The sequence below is a fragment of the Bacillus sp. TE9106W genome, from assembly GCF_054062215.1.
Genome location: NZ_JBSSFA010000002.1, coordinates 121,904 through 137,273, shown reverse-complemented (window position 1 = coordinate 137,273; position 15,370 = coordinate 121,904). Strand labels below are relative to the sequence as shown.

The 15,370-nt window shown below is 36.3% G+C and carries 12 protein-coding genes; 6 read left to right on the top strand and 6 right to left on the bottom strand.

Translation table 11 applies throughout. The features are described from left to right. Window positions 1-46 precede the first annotated feature (46 nt). Window positions 47-1,567, bottom strand: a complete 1,521-nt coding sequence (locus ACVWY7_RS04230; protein WP_001060199.1) for a putative polysaccharide biosynthesis protein — start codon at window positions 1,565-1,567, stop codon at window positions 47-49. Window positions 1,568-1,849: 282 nt separating this feature from the next. Between ACVWY7_RS04230 and secA2 the strand changes: the two genes are divergently transcribed. Continuing rightward, entirely contained in the window at window positions 1,850-4,216 is a 2,367-nt protein-coding gene (secA2, locus tag ACVWY7_RS04225) for an accessory Sec system translocase SecA2 (RefSeq protein ID WP_000935173.1), read from the top strand. A gap of 14 nt (window positions 4,217-4,230) precedes the next feature. Next, window positions 4,231-5,112, top strand: a complete 882-nt coding sequence (locus ACVWY7_RS04220) for an accessory Sec system S-layer assembly protein (protein ID WP_456523678.1) — start codon at window positions 4,231-4,233, stop codon at window positions 5,110-5,112. A gap of 103 nt (window positions 5,113-5,215) precedes the next feature. On the opposite strand, the gene ACVWY7_RS04215 is transcribed toward ACVWY7_RS04220, so the two are convergent. Next, window positions 5,216-5,587, bottom strand: a complete 372-nt coding sequence (locus ACVWY7_RS04215) for a hypothetical protein (RefSeq protein WP_456523677.1) — start codon at window positions 5,585-5,587, stop codon at window positions 5,216-5,218. A 197-nt stretch (window positions 5,588-5,784) separates the two neighbouring features. Next, window positions 5,785-7,263: a SulP family inorganic anion transporter gene (locus tag ACVWY7_RS04210; protein ID WP_073524727.1), complete on the bottom strand. Its 1,479-nt coding sequence runs from the start codon at window positions 7,261-7,263 to the stop codon at window positions 5,785-5,787. 188 nt (window positions 7,264-7,451) lie between these two features. On the opposite strand from ACVWY7_RS04210, the gene ACVWY7_RS04205 reads away from it, so the two are divergent. Continuing rightward, entirely contained in the window at window positions 7,452-7,916 is a 465-nt protein-coding gene (locus tag ACVWY7_RS04205) for a hypothetical protein (RefSeq protein WP_000955014.1), read from the top strand. A gap of 27 nt (window positions 7,917-7,943) precedes the next feature. Here the strand turns inward: ACVWY7_RS04205 and ACVWY7_RS04200 are convergent, their stop codons facing one another. Together ACVWY7_RS04200 and ACVWY7_RS04195 are read right to left on the bottom strand one after the other, a co-directional pair. Beyond that, window positions 7,944-9,500: a fatty acid--CoA ligase gene (locus ACVWY7_RS04200; protein ID WP_000282027.1), complete on the bottom strand. Its 1,557-nt coding sequence runs from the start codon at window positions 9,498-9,500 to the stop codon at window positions 7,944-7,946. Window positions 9,501-9,814: 314 nt separating this feature from the next. Continuing rightward, window positions 9,815-11,305, bottom strand: coding sequence for a coproporphyrinogen III oxidase (locus ACVWY7_RS04195; RefSeq protein WP_000924633.1), 1,491 nt, complete (start codon window positions 11,303-11,305; stop codon window positions 9,815-9,817). 257 nt (window positions 11,306-11,562) lie between these two features. Here ACVWY7_RS04195 and ACVWY7_RS04190 point away from each other — a divergent pair, with 257 nt between their 5' ends. Beyond that, complete coding sequence (locus ACVWY7_RS04190; protein WP_142395595.1) at window positions 11,563-13,302, top strand: S-layer homology domain-containing protein; 1,740 nt, start codon at window positions 11,563-11,565, stop codon at window positions 13,300-13,302. 36 nt (window positions 13,303-13,338) lie between these two features. On the opposite strand, the gene ACVWY7_RS04185 is transcribed toward ACVWY7_RS04190, so the two are convergent. Next, window positions 13,339-14,211: a Cof-type HAD-IIB family hydrolase gene (locus tag ACVWY7_RS04185; protein WP_000640402.1), complete on the bottom strand. Its 873-nt coding sequence runs from the start codon at window positions 14,209-14,211 to the stop codon at window positions 13,339-13,341. A 134-nt stretch (window positions 14,212-14,345) separates the two neighbouring features. Between ACVWY7_RS04185 and ACVWY7_RS04180 the strand changes: the two genes are divergently transcribed. Then, window positions 14,346-14,963: a DNA-3-methyladenine glycosylase gene (locus ACVWY7_RS04180; RefSeq protein WP_001148785.1), complete on the top strand. Its 618-nt coding sequence runs from the start codon at window positions 14,346-14,348 to the stop codon at window positions 14,961-14,963. Between the two features lie 21 nt (window positions 14,964-14,984). Next, on the top strand, window positions 14,985-15,341 hold the full coding sequence (locus tag ACVWY7_RS04175) for a hypothetical protein (protein WP_001263984.1): 357 nt from the start codon (window positions 14,985-14,987) through the stop codon (window positions 15,339-15,341). Window positions 15,342-15,370 lie beyond the last annotated feature (29 nt).

Sequence of the window (15,370 nt, the reverse complement as noted above, 5' to 3'; positions counted from 1 at the left end):
TTTCTTTCACAAACATATAAATAGCCATACTCATTTATGGACTCATTTACTTACGTAAAAATGGGATTTGCTTTTTGGATATCCAGTTCAACTTTAATGCGCATATGCCATATATGAACAAGGCTACACAAAACGCTAAACCACTATATATTATTGTAATAATTCTAGAATCTACCACATTTATGAAAGTAGATGTGAAATATAATCCTATACCTACTATACTAGATACCCCAATTACAGCAAAAAATCTCCCGATGTGAATCGAATAAGCCAATTCTTTTCGAATGTATATATAATTTACGATACAAATCATGATATATATGATGAGTGTACTATAAGCCGCACCAGTTATGCCAAATTGACTTACAAGTACTATATTTAATATGACTTTTACAAAACTCGCTCCAACAACTATCCACGCCGCTTGCTTAGAACGGTTAATTCCTTGCAAAATCCCTATTGATAATACCATAAGTGACGTAAAATACGAACTACCAATTAAAATAGCTAACATTCCACTCCCTTTAGCATCTGTAAACAATCCAACATTTAACGGGATTGTAAGTGCCATGAGCCAGATTGTTATCGGCGTTGTTAAAACATGAGCAAGCTCATTTGTTTGTTCAATTGTTTGTTTGGCTAACGCTATATCTTTCTTTGTTAATGCAGCTGTTAACAACGGAATTAATGGAAATACCATCGCACTTGCAAACACGACAATTAATTGTGTAAACGCAAAGCCACGACTATATATACCAAATTGTTCTTGAATCGTTGTAATGGATTCATGCAACATATGTGGAATCGTTACAGAATCAACTAAATTTAACACCGGCATCGATAATGCCCCAATTGCAATTGGAATCGAAACCTGAAGTATCTTTTTTGCATTATCTTTAAAATCTTGTAGTGAATATGTATTACTTTTATAACGATATATACTTTTTACATACTTCAATCTCAAATAGATCAGTGACGTAATTACCCCAAGGCAAGAGCCAATCATTGCGCCGCCTGTTACAACATCACTCTCTTTATTCCAATATACAAATAAGAATGCAATTGCTAACATAAAGAAAACACGAATGATCTGCTCAATTACTTGTGACACCCCGGTAGGAATCATATCTCCAAAACCTTGGAAATACCCTCGATATACCGCCATATATGGTGCGATTAATAACGCAAACGAAGTGACAATTAATGGGAGTCTTGTATCTTGTCCACCAAGCATATTTGCAAACATACTCGATCCAATCATAATAACTGAAAATCCAAGCACTCCAAATATTACTCCAATAATAGATGCTGAAGTAAATAGTTTGGCAATTCCGTCCTGGTCATTCTTTTCATGAAGTTCAGCGATTAACTTTGATATAGCTAGCGGTACTCCCGCTACTGATAATGTTAAAGCTATCATATACACAGGAAAAACGAGGCGGAAAATCCCAAGCACTTCATCTCCTGCTATATTTTGTAATGGGATTTGAAAAAAACTTCCCAACACTTTCGATAGAAATGTTGTAATCGTTAAAATCGCAGCGCCTTTCACAAACTTATTATTCATCTTCTAGCTCTTTTCTTTCAATATATAATTTCTATACATATTACATCATAAAACGAGATAGCTATATTCTTCTCTTTTTTGAAAAATTTCACTTTATCTCATTTAGCTATCATACCAAATTTCTTATACATTGAATACTCTCTTTCTTGCTAGGTTTTAAATATAGTATGTACAATAACACCTTATTTATATCCAGTTATTTCTTCAATTTACTACTTCTACTTATTCGGGATAAACATGTGCTATAATGTAGCTATTGTCAGTAAGAGGAGTGTTTACAACATGCTGAATTCGGTAAAAAAGCTGTTAGGAGATTCTCAAAAGAGAAAACTTAAAAAATATGAACAACTTGTTCAAGAAATTAATAATTTAGAAGAAAAACTATCTGATTTATCTGATGAAGAATTACGTCATAAAACAATCACATTTAAAGACATGCTTCGTGACGGAAAAACAGTGGATGATATAAAAGTTGAAGCGTTCGCTGTTGTACGTGAAGCTGCAAAGCGTGTACTTGGATTACGTCATTACGATGTGCAGTTAATTGGTGGCCTTGTACTATTAGAAGGTAATATTGCAGAGATGCCAACCGGCGAAGGAAAAACATTAGTTTCTTCACTTCCAACGTACGTACGTGCTCTTGAAGGAAAAGGTGTTCACGTTATTACTGTAAACGACTATTTAGCAAAACGAGATAAAGAATTGATTGGCCAAGTTCATGAATTTCTAGGTTTAAAGGTTGGATTGAATATTCCTCAAATTGATCCTTCCGAAAAGAAACTTGCTTACGAAGCTGATATTACATATGGTATTGGAACAGAATTTGGCTTTGACTATTTACGTGATAATATGGCCGCTTCAAAAAATGAACAGGTACAACGCCCCTATCATTTTGCTATTATCGATGAGATTGATAGCGTTTTAATTGATGAAGCAAAGACGCCTCTTATTATCGCTGGTAAGAAATCAAGCAGCTCTGATTTACACTATTTATGTGCAAAAGTTATTAAATCATTCCAGGATACTCTTCATTACACGTACGATGCAGAATCGAAATCTGCTAGTTTTACAGAAGACGGTATTACAAAAATAGAAGCTTTGTTTGATATCGACAACCTATATGATTTAGAACATCAAACTTTATATCATTATATGATTCAAGCATTACGAGCTCATGTCGCTTTCCAATGTGATGTTGACTATATTGTGCACGATGAAAAAATTCTACTTGTAGATATTTTCACAGGCCGTGTTATGGATGGTCGCTCTTTAAGTGACGGTTTACACCAAGCGCTTGAAGCAAAAGAAGGCTTAGAAATCACAGAAGAAAACCAAACACAAGCGTCCATTACAATTCAAAACTTCTTCCGTATGTATCCAGCATTATCCGGTATGACAGGTACAGCAAAGACGGAAGAAAAAGAATTTAACCGTGTATATAACATGGAAGTTATGCCGATTCCGACAAACCGTCCGATCATTCGTGAAGACAAAAAGGACGTCGTATACGTAACAGCCGACGCTAAATATAAAGCTGTACGTGAAGATGTTCTAAAACACAATAAACAAGGACGCCCGATTTTAATTGGAACGATGTCTATTTTACAATCAGAAACCGTTGCTCGTTACTTAGATGAAGCAAATATTACATATCAATTATTAAATGCAAAAAGCGCGGAGCAAGAAGCTGATTTAATCGCAACTGCTGGACAAAAAGGACAAATTACAATTGCGACGAATATGGCCGGACGAGGTACTGATATTTTACTAGGTGAGGGTGTTCACGAACTTGGTGGATTACATGTAATTGGGACAGAACGCCATGAATCACGACGCGTTGACAATCAGCTAAAAGGTCGTGCTGGTCGCCAAGGTGACCCAGGTAGCTCTCAATTCTTCCTTTCTTTAGAAGATGAAATGCTAAAACGTTTCGCACAAGAAGAAGTCGAGAAATTAACGAAATCACTGAAAACAGATGAAACAGGACTTATTCTAACTTCTAAAGTCCATGATTTTGTAAACCGTACACAATTAATTTGTGAAGGTAGCCATTTTTCCATGCGTGAGTACAATTTAAAGTTAGACGATGTAATAAATGACCAACGTAACGTTATTTATAAATTACGTAATAACTTATTACAAGAAGATACAAATATGATTGAAATTATTATTCCAATGATTGATCATGCTGTAGAAGCCATTTCTAAGCAATATCTTGTAGAAGGTATGCTTCCGGAAGAATGGGATTTTGCTAGTTTAACAGCAAGTCTAAACGAAATTTTATCAGTAGAAAACATGCCATCACTATCAGCGAATAATGTACATTCACCGGAAGATTTACAATCCGTTTTGAAAGAAACATTATCTCTTTATAAAGAGCGCGTAAATGAGCTAGATAGCAATACTGATTTACAACAGTCGCTACGATATGTTGCCCTTCATTTCCTAGATCAGAACTGGGTCAATCACTTAGATGCAATGACCCACTTAAAAGAAGGCATCGGGCTAAGACAATATCAACAAGAAGACCCTACTCGTCTTTATCAAAAAGAAGCTTTAGATATCTTTTTATACACATATGGTAATTTCGAAAAAGAAATGTGCCGCTATGTTGCAAGACATTTAGGTGTTCCTGAAAACGTACAATAACGAGGTGAAAGATTATGTTATCATTCCTAAAAAAAGCTAAGAAAAACGGAAAAGATACGACTGTCTCTAGTAATCAATTATTCGGACAAGAAGAAACAAGTACTGAAAATAAAACTGTAAAACCAACACTTTACTTCCACCCTAGCTGGGGTGCAGTAGCACAAGAACAAAAATACATTTATCAATTTTTACATAAAGAACTACCACGTTTAGAAGAATATCAAATTTCTTTATCTGGAATTGAGATTGAAAAACGTGATAACGGTTATGACGTAGCTGTATTTATTCGCAGCACTGTTCCGAAACCAATTTCTTTCGAAGAAGTTACATTAATTCTTCTAAATAAAGAGAAGAAACTATGCGCAAGAAAAACATTTAACCTTTCTGCATTAGGAGATATTCCTTCAAATGTAAATATGCCATTTATTTTTACATTTGAACAAGAAACAATTACGGATGCTGCATTATCGCAAACGGATTGGGAATTAGCATTTGAACTTGAAAGCAAGCATACACTAGATTTAGATCCATCTTGGGAAGCTCAATTACCTGAAGCAAGTAAAGAAGCTTTACGTAATTTCGTAGACAATTTAACACCTCCAAATGATGGTGAAATTAACTTCCTAGGTCTACAAGCTGCACGAAAAGAAAATGGTGATTTACATACAACGCTTCTTATTCGTAACGGTTGTAAAGACAACATTCAACTAGAGCAACTTCCTCTTCACATTGAAGATGCCACGGGTGCGGTTGTTGTTAAAGGCGCTTTCACATTACCGAACCTTGAAATTAAAGCGAACACTACAAAACCTTGGTCATTTGTCTTCCCTGCTTCATCTATATTAAAAGAAGATATGGACCTATCTTCTTGGAAAGCACTTGTACCACAAGACTAATAATAAAGAGAGGCTCGCCTCTCTTACTTTTTTTCATACAAAAAGCCTGTTCAAAAAGATGGTCATCACACCTCTTTGGACAGGCTTTTTCTTTATGTAAAATTTATTTCGTTACTAATAAACGTTCAATATGATATTCAGCTTCTAATTTGCACATTTCATCTACATGCTTCACTTTATTTCTCTTTAATTGCTCCACTTGCTCTTCGCTCGGTTTTTCATTAATAAGCTCGTTAATTTTTTCATTTACTTTCATTGCTAACGCTTGATGGAAATCTGGATGTCCTTTCAACTTATCATCTACTTTATTGATCCAAGTTGATTTTGTGTATAAATACTGTTTCCACTGTTCAACAAATTGTTGCATATCAAACTTTTCTTCGTTCCATTCAATTTCTTTCATATACTTCTCAAAAGAAACAACAATTGAGCGTGTAATCCCAATTTTCACTCCGTGTGGTAACTGTTTGTACATCAATTATTCCCTCCAGCTTAAAGCTCTTCCTTCTGAAAAAAAAGGAATCTCAAAATTCATATACATTACTATAATATCACATACCTAATCTAGAATGTTACTATACTGCTAAGATTAATAAATGTCAATAATACCAAAGTATCACTATATAGTGATATTAAATATATAAGAAAACACCCTCATAAGAGGGCATCTCCTTATATAGCTTCAGCTTTTACAAACTGTAATTTATCTTTCTGCTCATTACTCGCCATCGTTACTAACGTCTTTTTAATATGAACAGGCACTTGCTCTAGCGTCACACTCAATCCTGATTTATCCGACTGCTCAATGAAATTCAATAACGCCATAGCTCCTGATACATCCATATAGCGTGCATCTTTCATGCGCAAAACAACCGGAGATTTTACGTCTTGTAAAGCATAAAAAACACGATCCACTGTTAAAAACGAAAGTGGGCCTTTAATTTTATATGTCGCTTCTTTTTCTTTTACAATAGAAGCTTTACGTTCTTTACATTTCACCATGTATATAAGGAACGAAAGAAGAATTCCGAACGCAACAGCGATCATTAAATCAAACTTCACTGTGACAATCATCGTGACGAGCATAACAATGACATCACCTTTTGGCGCTACATGCATTTTCTTCATGCTTTCCCAATCAAACATGCCAATACCGGTTAAAATTAAAATACCTGATAATACAGCAAGCGGAATGTATTGCACGACTGATCCAAGTCCCATAATGAAAATAAATAATATAACACTATGCATACATGCTGAAAGCGCCGTTTTACCGCCACTTCTTATATTCACGATAGACCGTACAGTCGCACCTGCCCCTGCTAATCCGCCAAACAATCCGCTCACCATATTACCGATACCTTGTCCAACCAGTTCTTTATTACTTTTATGACGCGTACCCGTCACATTATCCATTACGACCGATGTTAACAACGAGTCAATCGATCCTAATAAAGCAATACTAAGTGCTGGTAAAACAAGTTCTGCTATACCTGTTCCACCTAAAGATGGAATATGAAGCGTCGGCATCGCTTCTGGAATCGTCCCAATCTTTTCAATTACTTTATTTAATGTCAGATTTCCGATAACCGGTAACTTCACTGTAAGCCCTTCTAACGCAGAAGAAAATAAAGGAAGCAAAGCAGTCACACCGACTAATGCAACTAAACTAGATGGAATTGCTTTAATCCATTTTCCAGAAACAATCATGACAATAATCGTTAATACGACGAGTAGAAAACTATTTTGCACATGCTTCATTTCACCTAAAATAATGATTAATGCAATACCGTTCATAAATCCTGAAACGACAGGATACGGAATGTAACGAACGTACGAGCCAAGCTTACATACACCGAATAAAATTTGAAACAGTCCCGCCATCATAAATGCTATAAAACTCGCCTCTAATCCGTGCGTCGCAATAACCCCTGTTGCGATAACCGTAATTGGCCCAGTTGGCCCTGTAACCTGCCCAGGTGTACCACCAAATAACGCCGCAAATAAACCTGCAAAAATTGCACCATACAATCCGACTAGTGCTCCCTCAGATGTTCCCGTTGCAGCAATACCAAATGCAATGGCAAGTGGCAACGCAACAATTGCAACAGTAAAACCAGCTAAACATTCCTTTGCTATTTTTTGAAACATATAAATAACCACCTTCACATTAAGTCCACGTTCCATTGTACACCTAAAAAGATACATTCGTTAGTCCACTTTTTACAGTATCGTGACGTAAACGCATTCAATTACAAGTACCTATCGCATCTTTGGAAACCATTATAACTATGCTATAATGGATAAATTAAATCTTTTATTATATATTTGGAGGCACTATGCTAACTTTTGAAGAAAAATTATCGATCATTGAATCTTTCCCAGAATTAGAAAGAAAAAACGTATCATTAAAACGCGTGAACTTTCACTTTGAAGAAAGTCGTTTAGATAAAAAGAACGTTGTTTACCACTTACATCCAAATGGAAACGGCTTTGTCTATGCAAGTGGTATTAAAGGTTACAAAACGGATGATAAAGGTATGGTTAACATCCGCGAATTTTCAGCAGATGAATTACGCTCAGTAATCGAGCAATCAATTGAATTACTTTCACAAGAAGAAGTAGTAATCCCTGCAGAACCTGCGAAAGAAGAAGAATGGCATAACGAAGACGGTCATATCCTTACCCTTATCTCAGAGGACGATATGTGGAACGTGTACGCTGGTGTAAACTTAGACGGTACATTTAACTCTTATCCAGAAGCTGCGGAATACCTTGATGAAGAAGGGTTTTCACGTAAATAAAAATAGAAAGTGGGCATCCCCCACTTTCTATTTTTTTGCCCCTTTTAAAGACTCTCTAAGCACAAACTTCTGTAATTTCCCACTCGCATTACGAGGCAATTCATCCACAAATAAATAGTGACGTGGACGTTTATAATCTGCTAATTCGTCACTTTCTTTACAATACGTTTCTAAATCTGCCTCTGAAATATTTTTATCTTTCTTTACAACGACTGCCACAACACGCTCTCCCCATAATTCATCTGGCTCACCAAGCACAGCAACATCTAATATACCAGGATGACTATGAAGGAAATCTTCAATTTCACGTGGATAAATATTAACGCCGCCACTAATCACCATATCATCCACGCGATCTGCGACGAATAAATAACCGTCTTTATCAAAGTAGCCTAAATCACCTGAATGATACCATCCTTTATACATCGATTTTACATTTGCTTCTTCTCGGTTATGATAACCAGCCATCATAGTTGGGCCGCGCAAAATAATCTCTCCTACTTCATAAGGAGGCAATACATCATCCGGTTCTGCCGGTGCATCTTCGCTTGGTTTTACAATTCGAATTTCATGACTAAAGCATGGTGTTCCCGCTGAACCAGCTTTCGTAATTTGATCTTCTTCTACGAGAAACGCAACAACTGGTCCCATTTCTGTCATTCCGTATATTTGAACAAGATCAATATAAAGACGTTCTTTACATTCCTTTACTAAGGCTGGCGCCATCGCAGCTCCGCCGTATATACCGATCTTCATTGACGTTAAATCATACTGCGTTAAATCTTTTTGCAACAGCATATTCCACATCGTCGGTGCTGCAAAGAACGTCGTAATCTTCTCTTCTTGAATTGTATGTAATACTGTTTCCGTATCAAAATGATGTAAAATAACATTCTTTCCGCCAACTTGAATGCGCGGGATAATTCCAGCATTCAGCTCACCGCAGTGATATAAAGGTGCAACGACAAGTCCGACACTATCTCGATTATATTTTAGGAAATACGTACAAATCATACTATGCTCAGCCATTTCACGATGGCGATGTAATACACCTTTCGGATGACCAGTCGTACCGCTCGTATACAGCATCGAACAATAATCCATTTCATTAATTTCGATATCTATTTTCTTAGAAGATGCTGCATTCACTTTTTCATGGTAAGAACTTGCATAAGAAGGTGTATCATCTTCTACATACCAAAAAGACGCATTTGGGAAATCTCGTTCAATGATAGCGACAGTTGATTCAACTGCTTTTTCAAAAACAACGACTTTCGAGGATGCATCCTGAAGAATATAAGATACTTCTTTTGCTTTTAAGCGGAAATTAATTGGGTTAAAGATTGCTCCAATTTTCGCACAGGCTAAGTAAACGTTTACAAATTCACGACAGTTATATAAGTAAACAGATACAGTATCGCCCTTTCTTACTCCTTCTTCTAATAGAGCGTGCGCCGTTTTATTTATTTGCTCATCCCACTGTTTATACGTCCAGCGAATATTTTTTTCTGGTTCCACTAACGCCTCTTTATTCGGATACTTACCAACAGATAAATCAAAAATTCTCCCTACCGTCATGTACATGCTAACAATTTCCCCCTTTTCTCTTTCATAAATCTATCATTTCGTCCATAAGTAGACATTGTCCTTTAATGATTTGACTAATTTTTCTGATTATTATCGACATAGTTTTACAAACAGTTCCGCTTTTGGCGGTAAGTGAAATTATATCGGTGATTTTCCGGATATATCGGCGCAACTTGAATTATATCAGCGATTTTCAAAATATATCAGCGCAACTTGAATTATATCAGCGATTTTTCGAATATATCGACTTACCGACAAAAACTGACAAGATAAAAAAGAAGCTGCCCCGACTCGGAACAACCCCCTTCTTCTTATGCAAATAGCTCTTCTAAAATTTTCAGTTTGTCCTCTGTATATTTTACGAAGCCATCGTTATACGATTTTGGATCTTTCGGGTTGGCAAAGTGCGTAATTGCACCTGTCTTCGGATGAACAAATTTACTTGATGCACCGCAACCAAGTCCGATAATCGATTGTACTTCTTCCATAATGACAATGTTGTAAATACTTTCTTGCGTCGGCATTGCGTAACCAACGTTCTCTAAGTTACCTAAAATATTCTTTTGACGGTATAGGTAATATGGTACGTAATTATGCTTTTGCGTCCACTCTTCTGCTTCGTGCATCATCGCTGTAATTTCTTCGCGACCTGCTACTTTATATTTACGTTTGTTTTGCGTCATTTCAGAAGCGCGTTTAAATGATAACGTATGAACTGTTAACGATTCTGGCATTAACTTTTCTGTTTCATCTAATGTGTGCTTGAAGATATCTAACCCTTCACCAGGAAGACCAATAATTAAGTCCATATTAATATTGTTCATTCCCATTTCACGAGCTAAGTGGTACTTCTCAATTGTTTCTTCTACAGTATGGTGACGCCCAATTGCTTTTAATGTTTCTTGATGGTATGACTGCGGATTAATACTAATACGGTCAATATTCCATTTATTTAACACTTCTAGCTTCGCTGGCGTAATTGTATCTGGACGACCTGCCTCAACTGTTACTTCACGCACATTTTTCACATCTGGGAACGCTTCATACATTTCTTCATACAGCATATCCATCTCTTCTGCTGTAATACTTGTCGGTGTACCGCCGCCGTAATAAATCGTCGTAACTGTTACACCTTTTTCTTTTAAAAACTTACCAATTTCACGAACTTCATAATGTAAACCACCTAAGAATGAATCAACAGAGCCTTGGCGTCCGTTAATTGCATACGCTGGGAATGTACAATATGCACATTTTGTTGGGCAGAATGGAATACCGATATAAATACTTACTTCCTCTTTCAAACGGTATAAATCTGGAACTACCGCTAATTGGCAATCAACAATACGCTGAAGAAGTTCAATTTTCTCTTCATGAATTAAATAACTTTCACGAAGTTCTTGGTGCGCCTCTTCTTTTGACATACCATTTTGAAGCATTTTATGAAGAAGTTTTGTCGGACGAACTCCCGTTAAAATACCCCAGCTTTGCTCAATACCAGTTAACTGCTGAAGAACAGAAAGATATACATAAGAAACAACATGCTTCACTTGCTTCATACGCTCTTTTTCATCTGTAAAAGCAGATAAATCTTTTGCGAATGTTTCTTCATACACATTTCCAGTCGCAACATCTGTTAAACGAGCTGATGCTTTCACATTCTCTTCAATGTGTATATCAACGATAAGATTTGCTTCCTCTTGTTCAAATCCAATCGTACTATCTTCAAAAAATAAGCCGCTAATATTTTGCAGCGGACGTAAAAAACGATCATCTTGTAACGTTTTAATTGAAATTAACAACATTATCACCTTTTCATTTGCAAACTCTCTTTAGTTTACTTGAAGGGCGTTGGCAGGTCAATACAGAAGGTTTTACCTTATTTTAATATCCTATTTAAAACAAACTGAATATTGATTTTTCATGAACTTTCCCTAGTTGTATAGACATTAGAATATACTCTTGTTACAATCTAGAACGTATTAGTACTTGCTACTAATTTAAATACATATAAAGGAGGACTCTTAACACGCACGAAAGACTATCACGTGTTAAAACAACTATGAAAAAAAAGTTTTACAACATTTTAGCATTATCTTTGGCATTACAAACATTTGTAGCGCCTACCCATTCATTCGCAGAAAGTATAGAAAAAACTGCGGAATTGTCTATAGATGAGCAAGCTTTAAAAAGCATTGAAGAACATGCAAAACAACATAGACATGACGAAGAAAACGACCTTGAAATCTCGGGTGAATATCTTCTCCACTTATCAACAAAACTTCCACTATACGATTCAAACGACTTAAAAACGAAAACAAATATTGAAATTGCTGAACCAGTAGTAAAGGCAACAAAGAAAAAAAATAATGCCTATTATATACAAACTATATCTGGTGCTGGCTGGGTTAATAAGGAAAATAATAGTTTAGAAGTACAAGAGATTTATAAACTCTCGAATCAAAAATTAATTGTAACAGAAGAAACTTCAGTATATTCATTCCCTTTCCAATCATTTAAAGAAGAAACGAAATTACAGCCACAAACAGTAGCTCCTACTGAACAAGCTGGGAATTGGTTTAAAATTCAAATGAACGGAACTGAGAAATGGATTTATGCTCCTTCAGCTACATTCGAAGGTACGAAAGCAACACTATTCGAAAAAAAAGTTTCTATGGAAAATAGAAGCGCCGCATTTTTCAAAACACCATCTCATTTACCTACAAATAACGTTTATGGTGTTACATTTAAAGAAATGATTGTTCCAAAAGGGAATGAAAATATTCGTCCTGGCTACGCAATGGAACCGAAATACATTACGATTCATGAAACTGCTAATACAAGTAAAGGTGCGAACGCCTTAAATCATGCGAAGTACTTAGATAATCAAGCCCGCGGAAATACTGATCGTTCAGCATCTTGGCATTTTACAGTAGATGACAAAGAAATTTATCAACATCTTCCACTAAATGAAGTTGGATGGCATGCTGGAAATAAAACTGGAAACTATGAATCTATCGGAATTGAAATCGCTGTAAATAGTGATGGAAATTATACGAAAGCGGTAGAAAACGCAAAAAAGTTAGCTGCTTATTTAATGAATGAATTAAACATATCTCTAGATCACGTGCAAAAGCATCAATTTTGGAGCGGAAAAAACTGCCCTGCATTTATGATTCAACGCGGACAATGGGATGCTTTCTTAAAAGGTACGAACGCTTACTATAATGAACATCATAAAGATGTTATTCCGCCGCCAGAAGTCCCTCATGAAAAAGACGACATTACAGGTGGATGGTATGAACAAGACATTCGTCAATTGGCTGCTAGAAAAATCATGTTCGGTGACGGCAATGGTTCTTACTGGCCAAACCGTCTTGTCACACGAGCTGAGTTTGCAAATTTAATGTCGAGAGCTTTAAAACTACCTGCTGGAAACGCTAAATTTACAGACTTAAACGAAGCACATCCATCTTTAGTAGATGGAATTAACCGCGCCGCTAGCGCAGGTATCATTAATGGCCGTGGGAATAATAAATTTGATCCCAATGCTACAATAACACGTGATGAAGCTGTTATTATGATTGACCGTGCACTAGAATATAAATGGATTTATAGAAAAGAAGTGAAATTACCATTCACTGACCAACACTTAGCTTACAACAAAAAAGCATTGCAAAACGTTTACGCATACGGAATTGTAAAAGGGAACGAACGTAATGAATTCGTACCAAAAGGCACAGCAACACGTGCTGAAGCTGCTGCATTTTTAAATCGAATGCTTAAAGTTATTGAAGCTTAAACAAAAAAACGTAGCTAAAAAGCTACGTTTTTTCCTTTATCGTTTCGGTGTATTTTTATGATTCTTCAAAAACGGAAGCGGGAATTGCTTGCGGAAATGTTCTTTAATCATATACTCTACGCCGTTCTCACTATTTGAACGTGTAATCCAGTCGGCCGCTTGTTTTACCTCTACAGGTGCGTTCCCCATCGCTACCCCGAGACCTACATTTTCAATGACCTCTAAATCTTCCATGCTATCACCAATCGCAACCATTTCATTTAGCGAAATATTCAAATGCTCTCCAAGTAATTGTAATCCGCGTAATTTTGATACATTTTGTGGCAAAATTTCTATTCGTTTTGAATCACACTCAACATACTCTATATCTTGAAATGCTTTTTTTAATGTATTTAGCCCTCTTTCTTTTTCACCTTTCGTTTGGAAAAGAACATCAATTTTTGGCGCTGCTACTGGATGATCACGAAGCGCATCACCTAACGAATCTACAAATTGAACTGGATAAAATAACGGATCTGCACTCGATAACACAGTACGCGCAATTAAGTTTGGTGTATTTCTCTCGCGATTTCCGATTGAAAACCGTTCATGAGAAATGCGGACGTTACAGTCAAAATGCTCTAACACTTGCACAATGTTAAATGTCTTCTCTTCCGATAATCTTCTTTGAACGTACGGCTTATCTAACGTTGCTGAAATGAAAGCACCACCGTGTGTCACTAATATAGAATCTAATTTTAACGCCTTTGCTACTTTATGAGCAGACTGAAAATTACGGCTCGTAAATAATGTAACGTATACGTCTTTTCTTTTTACAAATTCAATTGTTTCTCTTAGTCCTTTTGCAATTTTTCCGTTGTTGTATAGTAGTGTCCCATCTATGTTAAGAGCTAGTAAGCGATAAATCATGTCGCACTCCCCCTCTTCGCTGTTGTACTCTATCCATAATTTATGAAATAAATGTAGCAAATAGAACGAGTTAGAATTTCTACTGAAAATTTGGTTTACTATATACATATACACTTAGTAAAGGAGATAGTACAATGCAGGCACCTCCTTCCTTTTATGAAGGCGATACGTTAGAAGTCGCAAAAAAATTACTCGGACAGAAACTTGTTCATATTGTAGATGGAATAAAGCGAAGTGGAATCATTGTTGAAGTAGAAGCATACAAAGGTCCCGATGATAAGGCCGCACATAGTTACGGCGGCAGACGGACTGATCGTACAGAAGTCATGTTTGGTGCGCCAGGACATGCTTACGTATATTTAATTTACGGTATGTACCATTGTTTTAACGTCATTACAGCACCAGTGGGCACCCCGCAAGGTGTTCTCATTCGAGCCCTTGAGCCGGTAGATGGAATAGAAGAAATAAAACTAGCGCGCTACAACAAAACAGACATTACAAAAGCGCAGTATAAAAACTTAACGAACGGACCTGGAAAATTATGTCGTGCCCTTGAAATCACTTTAGAAGAACGAGGCGTATCATTACAAAGTGCCACATTGCATATTGAACTCGTTCCAAAAGAAGAACACATATCATCACAATATAAAATAACAGCAGGACCTCGTATTAACATCGACTATGCAGAAGAAGCTGTACATTATCCGTGGCGTTTTTATTATGAGGGGCATCCGTTTGTTTCAAAGAAATAAACATATGTAAAGGGAGAGACTATGAGGGTTAAAGCTGAACTAAAAATAGAATCAGAAAAAGTATATAAAACGAAGAAAAATCCAAATGGAATGTTTGTAGCAAGAATACTACAAATTCCAAAAGAAGAAGATAAACTAGACTTTGTCCTTATTTTACAAAATATAAAAACGAAAAATATTACTTATAACAAAGTTTTAGTAACAACAGATAACGACTATTATTCTTTCCGACTCGCTCGTGGGAATATTAAATGGTCATCCTTATATACTGTTACAGTATGGGATGGGCTTGGGCATCAATTAGTAGAAGTATCAGCCTTAACTGGTAAAGAGAACTATTCTATTTCTGATGAGCATTGTTCCGCATATCGGGAGTAACCCAAAATAAAAGAGAAGCCGAATCGGCT

Bases quoted from the DNA above. Each gene is read 5' to 3' on its own strand.
- secA2 (WP_000935173.1), top strand. From the start codon at position 1,850: ATGCTGAATTCGGTAAAAAAGCTGTTAGGAGATTCTCAAAAGAGAAAA.
- ACVWY7_RS04180 (WP_001148785.1), top strand. From the start codon at position 14,346: ATGCAGGCACCTCCTTCCTTTTATGAAGGCGATACGTTAGAAGTCGCA.
- ACVWY7_RS04210 (WP_073524727.1), bottom strand. From the start codon at position 7,263: ATGTTTCAAAAAATAGCAAAGGAATGTTTAGCTGGTTTTACTGTTGCA.
- ACVWY7_RS04220 (WP_456523678.1), top strand. From the start codon at position 4,231: ATGTTATCATTCCTAAAAAAAGCTAAGAAAAACGGAAAAGATACGACT.
- ACVWY7_RS04205 (WP_000955014.1), top strand. From the start codon at position 7,452: ATGCTAACTTTTGAAGAAAAATTATCGATCATTGAATCTTTCCCAGAA.
- ACVWY7_RS04215 (WP_456523677.1), bottom strand. From the start codon at position 5,587: ATGTACAAACAGTTACCACACGGAGTGAAAATTGGGATTACACGCTCA.
- ACVWY7_RS04200 (WP_000282027.1), bottom strand. From the start codon at position 9,500: ATGTACATGACGGTAGGGAGAATTTTTGATTTATCTGTTGGTAAGTAT.
- ACVWY7_RS04175 (WP_001263984.1), top strand. From the start codon at position 14,985: ATGAGGGTTAAAGCTGAACTAAAAATAGAATCAGAAAAAGTATATAAA.
- ACVWY7_RS04185 (WP_000640402.1), bottom strand. From the start codon at position 14,211: ATGATTTATCGCTTACTAGCTCTTAACATAGATGGGACACTACTATAC.
- ACVWY7_RS04195 (WP_000924633.1), bottom strand. From the start codon at position 11,305: ATGTTGTTAATTTCAATTAAAACGTTACAAGATGATCGTTTTTTACGT.
- ACVWY7_RS04190 (WP_142395595.1), top strand. From the start codon at position 11,563: ATGAAAAAAAAGTTTTACAACATTTTAGCATTATCTTTGGCATTACAA.
- ACVWY7_RS04230 (WP_001060199.1), bottom strand. From the start codon at position 1,567: ATGAATAATAAGTTTGTGAAAGGCGCTGCGATTTTAACGATTACAACA.